General features: G+C 65.9%; 10 protein-coding genes. 1 reads left to right on the top strand and 9 read right to left on the bottom strand.

All coding sequences use genetic code 11. The features are described from left to right. The 3 genes from L995_RS19130 to L995_RS19120 form a co-directional block, all read right to left on the bottom strand. The coding region (locus L995_RS19130; protein ID WP_047473028.1) for a DUF6531 domain-containing protein at positions 1-3,036 on the bottom strand (3,036 nt) is incomplete at its 3' end. A gap of 8 nt (positions 3,037-3,044) precedes the next feature. After that, entirely contained in the window at positions 3,045-4,175 is a 1,131-nt protein-coding gene (locus L995_RS19125) for a 3-oxoacyl-ACP synthase (RefSeq protein ID WP_047473027.1), read from the bottom strand. Then, complete coding sequence (locus L995_RS19120; protein WP_047473026.1) at positions 4,172-5,455, bottom strand: hypothetical protein; 1,284 nt, start codon at positions 5,453-5,455, stop codon at positions 4,172-4,174. The genes L995_RS19125 and L995_RS19120 overlap by 4 nt, the downstream gene beginning before the upstream one ends. Before the next feature lie 74 nt (positions 5,456-5,529). Between L995_RS19120 and L995_RS19115 the strand changes: the two genes are divergently transcribed. Next, positions 5,530-6,522 carry a DUF2169 family type VI secretion system accessory protein gene (locus L995_RS19115; protein ID WP_047473025.1) on the top strand — a complete coding sequence of 331 codons (993 nt, stop codon included), beginning with the start codon at positions 5,530-5,532 and terminating at the stop codon, positions 6,520-6,522. A gap of 8 nt (positions 6,523-6,530) precedes the next feature. On the opposite strand, the gene L995_RS19110 is transcribed toward L995_RS19115, so the two are convergent. The 6 genes from L995_RS19110 to L995_RS19085 form a co-directional block, all read right to left on the bottom strand. Further along, on the bottom strand, positions 6,531-6,980 hold the full coding sequence (locus L995_RS19110) for a hypothetical protein (RefSeq protein ID WP_017405412.1): 450 nt from the start codon (positions 6,978-6,980) through the stop codon (positions 6,531-6,533). 10 nt (positions 6,981-6,990) lie between these two features. Then, positions 6,991-9,285 carry a type VI secretion system Vgr family protein gene (locus tag L995_RS19105; RefSeq protein WP_047473023.1) on the bottom strand — a complete coding sequence of 765 codons (2,295 nt, stop codon included), beginning with the start codon at positions 9,283-9,285 and terminating at the stop codon, positions 6,991-6,993. A 121-nt stretch (positions 9,286-9,406) separates the two neighbouring features. Next, a complete protein-coding gene (locus L995_RS19100; protein ID WP_047473022.1) occupies positions 9,407-10,504 on the bottom strand; it encodes a hypothetical protein in 1,098 nt (365 codons plus the stop codon). Positions 10,505-10,517: 13 nt separating this feature from the next. Beyond that, the gene (locus L995_RS19095; RefSeq protein ID WP_156136103.1) at positions 10,518-11,690 is read right to left on the bottom strand and encodes a hypothetical protein; all 1,173 of its coding nucleotides are present in this window, start codon (positions 11,688-11,690) and stop codon (positions 10,518-10,520) included. A 2-nt stretch (positions 11,691-11,692) separates the two neighbouring features. Beyond that, positions 11,693-12,655 (bottom strand): hypothetical protein, encoded by a 963-nt coding sequence (locus tag L995_RS19090; protein WP_047473020.1) that lies wholly within the window; start codon positions 12,653-12,655, stop codon positions 11,693-11,695. A gap of 35 nt (positions 12,656-12,690) precedes the next feature. Further along, on the bottom strand, positions 12,691-13,089 hold a 399-nt coding region (locus tag L995_RS19085), incomplete at its 5' end, for a S41 family peptidase (RefSeq protein ID WP_047473019.1).

Genomic DNA, 13,089 nt, shown 5'->3' with positions numbered 1-13,089 from the left:
CGAGCCGTAGTAGAGCCATTGGACGTGGCGGCCTCCGGGCAGCCAGCAGTCCGTGCGGTTGCTCAGCGCGTCGTAGGCGTGCCGATAGCTGTAGGTCGCCAGCGCCTGCTCGTCTGCACTGGGCGCCATATGTACCTGGGTCTCTTCCACCAGCCGCGATAGAGCGTCGTAGGCGAAGCGCACATGTGCATCGGGGTTGCTGGCATGCAGCATGCGGCCCAGCAGGTCGTAGCCATAGGTGGTGGTTCCTCCGTCTCCATTACCTGCCGCGTCGCTGCCCACGTGGATCTTGGCGACAAGGCGGCCCAGCACATCCCTGCGAAACAGCGTGCGCTTGGGCAGGGCTGCGTCGGGCCGTGGATCGTAGGGCGTGTCCGGGGGCTGGTGGGCATCGCGCTCGTGCAGTTCGGTCAGTTCGCTGGCGGCGTTGTAGCGGTAGCGCTGTATGCGGCCGTCAAAACCGGTTTCCTCGATCAGGTTGTCTGCGGCGTCGTAGGTGAAGCTGGTGACGGCGCCGTTTTCGTTCTGCAGGGCGATGAGCCTGCCCACGGCGTCATAGCGGTAGCGCAGCGTGCCGCCCAGCGCATCGCGGCGCTCCACGGGCTGGTCCAGGCCGTTGTAGGTGTAGCGGGTGATGGCGCCTTGCGGGTCGGTGTAGGAAAGCAGGTTGCTCTGGGGGTCGTAGGCATAGTGATGTTCGGAACCATCAGCGCCCCACATCCGGCGCAGGCGTCCAAGCGCGTCGTGAAGGTAGCGGGTGGTCTGGCCCAGGGCGTCGGTGGAGGCCACGAGGTTGCCCAGGATGTCCCACGCATAGCGCGTGACCTGGCCCGAGCAGTCGGTGTAGGCCACGAGCTGTCCGGCTTCGTCCCACTGCAGATGGCGGGTTTTGCCCAGCGCGTCTTCTATGGCGACGGGCAGGCCGCGCGTGTCGTATTTCCAGCGCGTGGCGTGGCCGAGCGGGTCCAGGCGCTCGACCAGGTTGCCCTGGGCGTCGTAGGCCTGCCGCCAGACATGGCCCAGCGCGTCGGTGACTTCTTCGGGCAGGTTGAGCTGGTTGTACTTGAGGCGGGTGGTGGCGCCCGATGCGTCCGTGACGGCCAGCAGGTTGCCCTGGCCGTCGAATTGCCAGCGGGTGGTGCGGCCCATGGCGTCCCGCCCCTGTTGCGGGTTGCCGGCGGCGTCCATGCGCGTCTCGGATCGGACGGGCTGGCCATCCGGCCCGGGTTCGACGATGGCGATGACCTCATGCCGGGCGTTGTATTCGTAACTGCTGCGCCGGCCCAGGGCGTCGGTGACATGGGTGGTGCGGCGGCCCAGGTCGTAGTCGAAGCGGGTGTCCAGCGTGCCGGGCTCGTCGGTCCAGGTCCGCACGACGCGGCCGCCCGCGTCAAGCCGGCTCCATTCCTGGTGGTAGGTGAAACCGGTGCGGCTGCTGTAGGCCACCATCAGGTGCTGGCGATAGCGATAGTGCGCCACGCCGCCCATGGCATCCGTGGCGGACTGGAGGTTGGCGTGGGCGTCATCCGGGACGTTGCCATCCGTCCCATAGGCATAGCGTGCCAGCAGGCCGCCGACCTGTTCCACGCCGTCGATCACACGGGATTCCAGGTGGATCTCCTGCAGGAGCGGGCCGGAGGGTCCCTGGTCTTCACTCCAGGTGAAGCGCAGCTTGCGGCCAGCGCTGTCGGTCAGTCCCAGCGGGCGGGGCGCGCGGCCATCGATGCCTGTGGCGGTGTAGGCCGGGTAGTGAAGGGTGATGGTGTTGCCATTGCGGTCCACCAGGTGCACCAGTGGCAGACGCCATTGACCGGTGGCCGGGGGGGCGAACAGGTGCCGGGTGCCATCGGCGCTTTCAACGCTCCAGCCGCCTTGCTGGTGGTGGGTGACGGTGATTTTTTCGCGCGGGTCGAAGTGGCTGGTCCCGGCGGCAATCACGGGCAGCTGTATGCGGCGCCCGCGGGCGTCGTAGTAGTGCACCGCATCGTGGACCAGCACCAGTTCGGTGGACAGGGGCGTGCTCCATCCCCATCCAAGCCAGCCAGGACGGCGGTCGCTGGAGCGGTAGTACCGCTGCCAGGTCAGGGCCATGGGGCCGGGCAATTCGAAATCCGTGTCGCGCAGGATCTTGGTGCCTGTGGCAAAGATCACGGGATGGCATGTGCCCAGCTCGCAGGTCGGTGGCGTGGCAATGCTTCCCTTGGAGGCGTTATCGATGATGTTGCCCTGCGTGTTGGGATTGACGCTGTTGTCCGTGCGCTGTGCCACGGGGTTGCGGCGCGATTTGGCGCGCTGGGCGATCTTGCCCAGGACAAAGCCAATGGTGATGGCGGCCACGCCATCGGCGATAACTTCGGCGATCTGGTCGATTTTTTCGTCGGTCAGCGGCGGTGTCAGCAGCTCCTGGATTTCCTGGGCGAGTTCGGCGACTTGCTCGGCCGCCTGGGCCATGGCGGCCCCTCCGACGACGAGGTTGACGCCGGGAATGAGCTTGCCTACGAGTTTGAGGGCGGGCCCGATCAGCGCGCTGGGATCGGTCAGGCTTTCTCCAAGGGCCGACAGCTGGCTGGAGAAGGCGCCCGGCAGCTTTTCGATCACCTTCTGCGCCAATTGGTCATACGGCCCGGGCAGCGCCTTCATGGCAAGGCGCATGGCCCAGCCAGGATTGATGACCATGGCGTTGCTTTTGGTCGTGTCGAAGGACCGCACGCTGCCCCGGCTCTCGAACTTGGTATCGCTGCTGTAGCTGGTGGGCTCGGCCGCGCCGCCGACAACGCCGGAACGCACGCCCGCGATACCACCGAGCTTGTCGGGTGTGGCGGGTATGGACTCGAAGCGGCTGCCGGCAACGGCCACGGGGTGCCCATCGATCTTGAGCGTGGCCGTGCCGTTCTTCAGGCCCGGGCCATGGGCCATGTTGAGGATGGGAACCGGTGGTCCCTGGGGCTTGGGAAAGACGGGGTTGATCGGGCCAGGAATCATGGCCGGATTGCGGCCTTCGTGGATGGCGCGGCGGTCGTTGACGTAGGTGGCCATGGATGGACTCAGGACTCTTGGGAAATGGAGGATTGGCGCCGCCCGGCTGCGGAAGATCTTCCTGCCGTGCGGGCATGGCGATTCCAGGTGGCGCTCCAGGCAGCCACGCGGGTGTTCAGCCCGGTGACCGTGAGCAGGCCTGCGTGGCCTGCCAGGGGCGACGGCATGACGGGGTGCGTCAGCCACTGGCGCATCTCATGGAACAGGCTGAGCATGAGAGGCGCCCAGGCCGCGCCCATTTGACCAAGCAGTGCTGCCGGGTCCTGGGCTTGCGGCAGGCCGCCCTGTGACGCCAGCGCCGCGGAGAGGCTGGCCAGCTCTGCGCCCCGCCACGACGAGCCATCCATGTCTGACCAATAGGAGTGCAGGGCGTTGACCGGCATGTGCGCTGCCTTCAGCGCACCGTGGCTGGCCTCGATCAGTGCGCGGCCATCGGGCAGGGTGTCGCTGTCCAGGCGTGAGCGTGGCTCGTCTGCAAAGAATGGTGGATAGACCGTGACGAAATCTGCAGTGGCCGGCTTGCGGGACAGCCGTACAAAGGCTGCGCCTTCCGAGGCAATGAAGCCTTCGCAGACGCCGTTGACCTTGGCCCAGCGACGCTGGTAGAGCACGTCCGCGATCTCCGTGTCCACGAAGCTGTCCACTCCGCCGATGATCACTTCGGGCACCGAGGGGTTGTCGTGCATGAAACGATAGGCCTGCGACAGCGCATCGGCGCCTGCCACTGCGCCGCCCGGGTAGACCTTGATGGGCAGGAACTCTGCGGCGAGGTCCAGTGCGCGGGGAAGCTCCAGTGCGAATCGGCCGGCGTCTATCCAGCCCGGCAGTTCAGGCAAGGAGTCGGGCAGTGCCACGAAGAGGGGGATGGGGCGTTGCAGCGGCCAGCCTGCGGCAGGCGCCGGCTGGCCGCGCAAGGCTTCGTGCAGGGCAGGGGCTGCGAGCCGGATCAGGCGTTCCGTTCCTTTGCAGGCTGCATCAATGGCTTGCACCCGGGATACGGTGGCACGGTGCTCGGCCTGACCGGTGATGGCCTGCCGGGTAAAGCTCGACTGGCGTGCAGTGAAGCCGCAGCCGGTCTGCCAGGCCCGGGTCCCGATGGGGGTGCATGCACCAGTGGCCGCGATGACGAGAGGGTTCATGGTTGTGCCCTGCCGATGTTGAATGCCGCACGTTCGATCACGGAGGCCGTGCTGCAGGCCAGGGCCTGAACGACGGCCAGATCGTCGGCCTCGATCCACAGCGCTGCGCCCACGCGTGAGAGGTGTTCCAGATAGAGCAGGTGGCGCAAGGGCGCGCCTACCATGGCCACGGCCTCCTGCAGAACCACTTGCGTGCGGGGGCGTCCGAGACGCAGGGCCGGCCCTGACAGAGGAAGTGCGGCCAAAGCGGCGTCGATGGTGGCGGAGCGGCCCGATGCCTCGTGACCCAAGTCAAAGGCAATGTCGGCGGGTTCTCCTGTGAGCAGGGCCGTGGCGTCAGCCAGGGTGCGGCATGCCTCTTCGTCGTCCCAGGCCGTATGGGCAGCGAGCTGGCGAAGCAGGGGAACGTCTCCCACAAGTGAGGCCGCATATACCTGCAGGCCCCAGGGCATTTGGGGATGCCGGCCTTCCCGCAAGGCGCTTGCCAGCGCATGTCCATCCCTGGCGGCCAGCAGGGCCAAGGCCACGGTGGAATGCGGCATCCGGGCCAAAAGAGTGCGTGCCACAGGCGTTTCCTGCCGGCTGCCCATGAGCGCCAGCGCCAGCAAGGCGGCCTGCGCATCGCTGTCTTGTTGCGTGGCTGCGATGGCCTTGGTTTCATCGCCACGCCCGGTGCATCGCCAATCACACAGGGCCGCCAGGCCGCCCGGCAGACCGGATGTCCATGCAGAGATGGCTTGTGCGAATTCGTCGCTGACAGCCGGCCGGGAAATTGCGAGGCGCTGGAGCAACTGTGCCAATGGCGCGCTCTGCCTGTGCTGTCCCTGGGAGAGCAGCCAGGTGAAGTATTCGGCGACGGTGTTGTCGAAGCAAAACCGCATGGCGTTGAATACCGCGTTCGGCTGGGCCTGGAGATGGGCTCCCAGCGTTCGCTCCAGCCCATCGTGAATGTGCTTGCGTTGCAGGTGCAGGGCTTGCAGGCAGGCCAGCGCGAAGATGCGGGAGGGCTCATCCAGGATTTCAGCGCCAGCTGTTTCGATGGCCTGCTGGCAGGCATGGTCCAGCTCGGGTGCGTGCATCAGGTGCTGCTTCAGGCCGCTCAGCGCCTGCACGATGCTGTCGTCGAACACGGCAAATGCGTCGGGGCGCGACGCGGGACGCTGCAGCAAATGGGAGCGGCGCCAGTACTGGGTTACCAGGGTCCGGGCCATGCGCACTGCCGGCTGGGCCGACACAGGAATGTCGATGGCTCTGGGAATGGGAAGGTCGATGACGGTCATGATGAAAAGAGCCTGGCAGCCCCCTCGGAAAGAGAATGCATGGGGGACAATGCGCCCCAGGAGGAACCCAAGCGATGCTGGACAATCTGACGCCGTTTGCTGCGGAAATACTGCCGGGACATGGCGCCGACGGCACCCTGTGCTCCACCGTGGTGATCAAGGCCACGCTGGATTTCGAAGGGCGCGCGGTGGCCCAGGGCAATGCAGTACCTGTGTTTCGCGGCGATGAGTTCTTTGGCGCGGAGGGACCCATGGGTGTGGTACGCCACGAGGCCGATATCGCTCCGCTCAAGTCTCGGGTGGATGTGCTGTTCAACGGCTATGCCTACGCTCCTGGTGGCAAGCCCGCTGCCCACTTCGATGCGGGTCTGGCCGTGGGCGGTGAAAGCCGCGTCATAAGAGTCTTTGGCAAGCGGGTCTGGCGCCGACGCCTGGGAGTGCTGCCCCTGGCACAGGAGGTGGAGCCCGCCTTGAAAGTCCCTGTTACCTATAACCTTGCCTTCGGGGGAGCGGATGCCGAAAAGCCGGAGGTATTCCACGGAGCCAATCCGATCGGAGCAGGCTTCAGTGCAGGACTGCCCCGGGAGGGCGAGCCCATGCATCAGCTCGAATGGCCTGACGATCCGGTTCGCTCTGCAGTCGACCGGGTTTCGCCGGCCGGCTTCGGCTGCATAGGCCGTAGTTGGTTGCCGCGTCGCGCCCTCTGGGGCAGCTATACGGGCAAGGAGGTTGACGCATCGCCAGGCCTTCTCACGCGCATGCCGGCTTCGTTTGATCCCGCCGCGTGGAATTGCGCCCATCCCCGGATGCAGTTCAGGCGCGAGCAGGTGCAGCCAGGAACGAAGATCGCCTGGATGAACCTGAGCGCGCAGGGCATGGGCACTACCGTCGTGCCTGCGATCCGGCCGCAACTGAGCTGGGTGCTCCGCGGTGAACGTGGCACTGCACGCCCGGAATTCGACACGCTGATCATCGAGCCCGAGCATGGGCACCTGATCCTCATATGGCGACACACGCTTGCCGCGCATGTGCTCAGTGATCTTGAAAGTGTTCAGATCCATCTCTGAGCCAGCCTTCAATTAATGCGGACTTCGGCCGCGTCCAGATCAAGCAGATCCCGCGCATCTTGCTCAATCGTTAATGCCACCAGGCGAGCAAGCCCCTGGGCCGTGAGTTTCAGCGTGGCCTGCCCGCAGGCCAGCGTGATGCAGTCCTGCGACTGTAGGTGGATGCTCCTTTGTCCCCATGGCGCCGTGGGTGCGGGTGAGAGCACTGCGGTGATCGTGGCACGCCCCGTCGGCTGGACTGCCAGCAAAACCTCGTCTCCCGGAACCAGAACCGGCAGCAGCACGCCCGCAGGCGCTTGCACCGAAAGTGCGGGATCGTGCGTGTACGCCACCAGATAGAGGTCTTGCCCCAGTACCTCGACGACCTGCCCGGCCAGGAGCTGTACGTTGGACGGCAGGCGTTGCGCCTCATCGACGTCGGATGGCTTGGCAGGAAGGCGTTTTTGTGCGATTGCCATGGGATTTCCTTCAAGCGGGGTTGATGTGGCTGTCAGGGGAGGAAACGGTCACCTTGGAGCTGCCGCTGATGGAGATCGTCTGTCCGTTGACCTGCACGGTGCCGTCGCTGGTCATGCGCAACACGGCCTTGCCGCACTTGATTTCGATGGCGTCACCCACGGTGATGGCCATTTCCTTGCCTACCGTGATCGTCTGCACCTCGCCCACGGTGGTGGCGGAGTTCTTGCCGACCGTCGCCGTATGGTTGTCGGCCGTGTCGTCGGTGCGGTTCTTGCCCACGCTGGTGGACTGGTTCTGACCCACTGAAACACTGCGGTTCATGAGCACCGTCGTGCTCTGGCTCAGCCCCACATTCACCACCATGGCCGCGCCCACGTTGACGTTGTAGGCGGCGCCGATGTTCACCATCTTGGCCAGGCCCACGTTCTGCATGTAGGCCAGTCCGATGGTCTCTGTCTTGAAGCTGCCCACCTTGATCGACCAGTTGTTGCCGATCTTGTCCTTCTCGTTGCGGCCTATGGTCTTGCTGCGGTTCTTGCCAATGGAGATGTTCTCGTCGATGCCAACGTCTTCATTGCGGTTGTCGCCGATGCTGATCTTCTCGTTGTGGTCCACCCGCTCCGTGCGGTTGTTGTGCACGGTGATGGTCTCGTCACGGTCCACGGTCTCGGTGCGGTCGCGGTGGATGACGTTGGTCTCGTCCCGGTCGATGGTCTTGCGCCGGTCGTTGCCCACCCATTTGTCCTCGTCGTTCTCGACTTCGGTGAGCTGGTCCTTCTGCGCGTGCAGCCAAAGCTGCTCTTGCCCAGCCTTGTCCTCGAAGCGGATGGCGTTGGCGTCGCCCTGGCCGTTCTTCATGCCCGCGCCTGGGGCGCCGCCCTTGCTCGACCGGGTCTTGATGCCCGATTGCGTGGCGTTGGCCGGCAGTGCCCAGGGCGGCATGTTGGAGGCGTTGTAGACGCAGCCCATGACGATGGGGTGGTCCGGGTCGCCGTTGAGGAAGTCCACGATGACTTCCATGCCGATGCGCGGGATGTGCACCGCGCCAAAGCCCGGCCCGGCCCAGCTGGTGGCCACGCGCATCCAGCAGCTGGAGTTCTCGTTCATGCCGCCGATGCGATCCCAGTGGAACTGCACCTTGACGCGGCCGTACTGGTCGCACCAGATCTCTTCGCCTGCGGGGCCCACGACGACGGCGGTCTGCGGGCCCGTGGTACGTGGTTTGGCGGTGATGCGCTGGGGCTTGAAGGGAAGGCTGGTGGGCTGGGCCTGGAGCACGAATTTCTGCACCGAGCCTTCGCCGCTGCCGCCGTCGCTGACGCGCGGGTTCTCCTCGAAGGCATAGTCGACCGCCGTGACCAGGTAGGTCTGGTTCTGGTCGCCGCGCGGATAGTTGTCCAGCGTGAAGGTGTAGCCCGGCGCCATGGCGCGGTGGTTGGAGCTGCCCTGCACCGTGCTCTGGCGCGTGAGGCTTTGCTGCAGGCGCACGCGGATGTAGTCCTCGCCGTCGCCGGTCTCGGTGTAGCCGCCCGGCCATTCGTAGATCTCGTAGGCGTCGTGCGCGTGGCCGGGCGGGTTGCGGCGCATGTTGGACAGCTCGGCGCGGGGCTTCTTGAAGTCGTAGTCGTCGTTGTAGTGCCGGCCGGGCTTGACGCGCTGGTGCAGTTCCCAGGCGTGTATGCATTCCTCGCGCGCCACGGCGGCCTTGCCCGGCGGGTGGAAGGGGATGACGGCGCCGCCCTGCAGCGGGTCGTGCGAGGCGATGACATCGTCGCCCAATGTCAGCACATGCTGGCCCGCGCTGTGCTGATGGTAGTAGCAGATGCCCTCGTGCTCCATGAGGCGCGAGACGAACTGGAAGTCCGTCTCGTTGTACTGCACGCAGTACTCCCAGGTGCGGTAGGAGCGCGTCAGGCGCTGCTGCATGGGGTGGCCGTAGATGCCCAGGACCTCGTTGATGATGTCCGGCACGGTCTTGTTCTGGAAGATGCGGAAGTCGCTGCGGCGCGTGGCCAGCCACAGCCAGGGCGACAGGCGCGCGCGGTACAGGAAGTTGCGGTGCTCGTCCTGGCCGCGCATGCCAAAGGCCGTGACCAGGCCGTCGATGTAGCGCTTGCCGCCGTCCTGCGTCTCCACCACCACGGTGGTGCCCTTGCCCAGCAGGGCCTTGGGATCGATGCTGTCGTCCTCGCTGAGCAGGTCGATCTCCAGGGCGAACAGATGGCTGATTTCCTCGCGCCCCTGCAGCCTGCGCAACTGCAGCTGGTCTGCCAGGGGGGTGTTGATGGTGACTCTGCGTGTCATGGTGTCGGATCTCGAGGTGCTTGAGGTGGAAGAGGGGTCGGGGCTTCAGGCCTGGATGGCGGGGCCTGCGTGCGCCGGTCGATGAAGGGCTTGCATGGGGTGGCTGGAAGGTCCTTTGCTGCTAGCGGGCTGCGTACACCAGTCTCGGACGGGCGCCGTCGGCGTCATCCTGGGCGCCATCCATGACAGGGGCGCTGTCGAAGGACTGGCCCAGCGCAACGAACTGGTAGTTGCCGCGCCGGTCGGTGAAAACCGCCAGGCCGTCCGGCGTCAGGGCTACGTTGAACCAGTCGTTGTCTGTTCCGGGCTGGTCCGGGTCCAGCCTGTGGGACTGGCTCCGGGCCAGCACGCTGCCGGCCAGGCTCGCCTGGTTCAACACCCGGGTCTGCCGGCCATCCGCGCCATACAGCCGCAGCTCCCCGGTGGCTTCGACCTTGCGCAGGCCTTGGCCCAGAGGGACGGAGCGCTTCAGGCCGGCCAGCACGAACCGGCCGCCCGGCGCCAGGTGCAGGTCGGGCGGGATGTCGTTGCCACCGCTGCGGAACTCGGCCAGGTGCACGATGCGCGCCTCTGCGCCCAGCGCCAGTGCTGCGCCCATGCCACGCTGGCCGGGCAGGGCGTGGGTCAACAGCACATTGCCTGCCGACCACGCCTGGACGCTGGTCCAGGCCATTGCATCCGCTGCTGTCCAGGCCCGGGCCTGCGTGGCCATGGCAGCGGCCGGGTCCTTGTCCTGGGGCTGCACGGCCAGGGTTCCGTCAGCGGCGCGGGCCAGGCGGGGCAATGCATCGAAGCTGCCCAGATTGCGCGCTTGCTGCAGCGTCCAGCCCGGCAGGGCGAAGGTCAGCAGTTGGTAGGGCTTGCGGCCGTCCGCATCGGGGTCCAGCCGGCTGCTGGCGACGATGCTCACCAATCCGTCACTGCTTCCCTGTGCATCCGGCGTGACGACAGGGCGGGCAAGGCAGCCGCCAGGTCGAACTCCTGGCCATGGCAGCGCCGCAATGGCCGCAGGCTTGCCGCTGCGCTCTGATAGTTGAAAACTGCCTGTCTTGGTTTGCTGGACCAGGTCCAGCCTGTCAACGGTGCCGTTGCAGTACACGGCGTAGAGATAGCGGTGGGGGTTCTGGATGGGTGCTGTGGGGGCCGCTGTCTCAGCCATGCCCAGGCCAGGGCACAGCAGCGTCAAGCCGATGGCGCTGGCGGTGGCGCTTCCGTGCATGGAAAGGGATTGCCTATTGCGCTGCATAGACCAGACCAGGCAGCCGGCTGTCATAGTCGTCGGCGTCCAGGCCCACGACGGGGTCCAGGCCGAAGACATGCCCCAGTTCGACGAAGTGGTAGTTGCCCAGTGGATCGGCGAACACGGCCAGTCCATCCGGGGTGAGCGCGATGTTGAGCCAGTGGCCGGCCGTACGCGGTGTGTCGCGGTCCATGTCTTCCTTGGGCATCAAGACCATGGAGGGCCCAGCGACGCGGGCATCGTTCAGCGTGGCCAGCTGCCGGCCTTGTGCGTCGTACAGACGCATCTCGCCGGTGGTGGCCAACTGCCGCAGGCCCCGCTCCACGGGTACGAGCTTGTTCAGGGTCAGCAGCACGTAGCGGCCGCCTGGCGCAAGGCGCCATCCAGGGGCCAGGCTTTGGCCGGGCAGCGCCTGCAACGGCACCGTGAGTGCGCGCTCGCGGTCCGACAGCGCAAAGCCCAAGCCGTCTGATCCCGGGAGGCGGTAGCTCAGCAGCACGCGGCCTGCCGACGTTTCCTCCGCCCGGAGATCCTCCAGGGATTCGCCACCGGCGTATGCCTTGGCCTGCTGTGTTAACTGCGTGCGCAGGTCGCCATCCGGCTTGTGTACGGCGACAAGGGAGCCGTCTTTGGCCCGCCGTATGTGCGGCTGGCCGTTCTCGAAGCGGCCCAGGTCACGGGTTCCGAGCAGGGTCCAGCCGGGCAGGGAAAACGTCAGCAACCGATAGGACTGTCGGCCATCGGCAGCGGCTCCCGTGCCATCGCCTGCCACCAGATTCACCAGGCCTGCGGCCTGATCCTGCATGTCGTCCGTAGCTGCGGGGCGAATCTGGCAGCTGTCGGCGAAGGAGGTGCTTGCGCTTTGCACTGGCACCGCGGGTGGTTCGCCACTTCGCTCGGAGAGCTGAAAACTGCCTGTCTTGGTCTGGCTTTTCAGATCGAGTCGATCCACTCGGCCATTGCAGTACACGGCATACAGATAGCGATACTGGCTGCGGTCTGTGGGGTCGAGTGCCTTGGCCGTTGCTGCCGTAGCGAGTGTGGCCGAAGGATGTGCAGCGGCCCGCATCTGGTCGGCGCTGGAAGAGCAGCCCACGGCCATCGCTATGGCAGCCATGGCTGCGGAAGCCTTCATGAGGTGAATGACGATAGAACGGGCGGGCATGGCTAAAAGTCCTCCCTGCCCAGCACGTTTTCTACATAGTTGGGATCGCCCTTGGTGCCGCGCTCTGAAACCGGAACCTGCTCCCATTCAGCCAATCCCAGTGTTCCAGCGGGGTTGATCGTGACAAACAGCTGACCGTCCTGCTGGCGCACGCGGTACTCGTGGAGGCCATTGGCATAGCCGTTGAAGCCGCGCAATGTGTCGCGTTCCAACTGCTCGGCCGTGTAGTCCGGCAGTTCCACGGGGATGGCTGGCAACCCCTGCCTTGCCCGTGCCTGGTTCCACGCAGCCACAAGGTTGCTGAATTGCTGGCTTTTGCGCACGGTGCGCGGGTAGCTGCGGGCGATGCGCTCCTTTTCCTGATAAAGCGTCCAGCCGCCGCGCACATTCTCTTTCCAGCTCCAGGTCTGGTCTGCGGTAGGCGGTGGCGTTGTGAGCTGGCATAGACCCACACCGCCTTTGCCGTCACTGCTGTACTTGGGCCAGTGGCCGGGAGGTGACAGGAACTGATGTAGTGAACTTTCCTGCCGCATCTTCTTGCGGAACACGACTCTGTCTGCACCGATGCCGTTGGCGAATGCTCGAATGGCCGTGCTCGATGGGTTTTGGCCCACGATGAGCCAGCTGACGCTGGCACGGCGTTCCAAGCCTCCAGCACGCAAGATGACTTGTACGGTGAGGCTGCCACCTCGCACTTCGGTGAAGGGAATGCGCCAACTGGCGTTGGCACTGGTCTGCGACGCGATGGGACTGTGCTGGGTGCGCTGCTTGTTGCCGAACCGTGTCTTGCTGACATCGCTGCCGCCGTCGTAAATCAAAGTGGCCGACCATTCATAGATGGGCGTGGCTCCCGCAGGCAGTGCTTCGTTCTGCAAGACGGCAGTCACGGTAATGGTGGGCATTTGCGCATCGGCGGTGATGGCGAATTGAGATCCTGCGGGTTGGCTCGTAATGGCAAGCGGCATGGTCGAAGCTCTTTGGAATAGGGTGGATTGCGGGTCTAGCGCGATGCCTGCACAGCGCGGGCGCGTTCCAGGTGGAGCACGGCGGCGTCCAGCAGCGGGTCGCCACCGGCCTGGATGGAGGCGGTGAAGGCCGCGTCCACGGGCACGCGCAGGCGCGGGGTCACGCCTTGGGCCTGTGCGGCGGGGTTGTTGCCGCCAGAGGGGCCGGTTTCTGCGAGCAGGGGGACTTGCACGATGAAGCCGGCCGGCAGGTGCACGCGCGTGGCGGGGCCGGTGGCGCCAGCCGTGGCGCTGGTGGCGACGATGTCGGCACGTTGGCTGTGCTGCAGCCAGGCAACGAACAGTTCGCAGGGGCCCGCGCAGCCGGGCCCCGTAAGCACAGCAACGGGTGCCGTGAAGGGCGTGCCCGAGGCGGCCAGCGGCAGCTGGGCCGG

Origin of the sequence: Delftia sp. ZNC0008 (assembly GCF_000799035.1) — a bacterium.
In the GTDB taxonomy this organism is placed as follows: Bacteria; Pseudomonadota; Gammaproteobacteria; order Burkholderiales; family Burkholderiaceae_C; genus Comamonas; species Comamonas tsuruhatensis.
The sequence above is the reverse complement of the archived record's forward strand: the minus strand, read 5'-3'. Positions and strand labels throughout refer to the sequence as shown.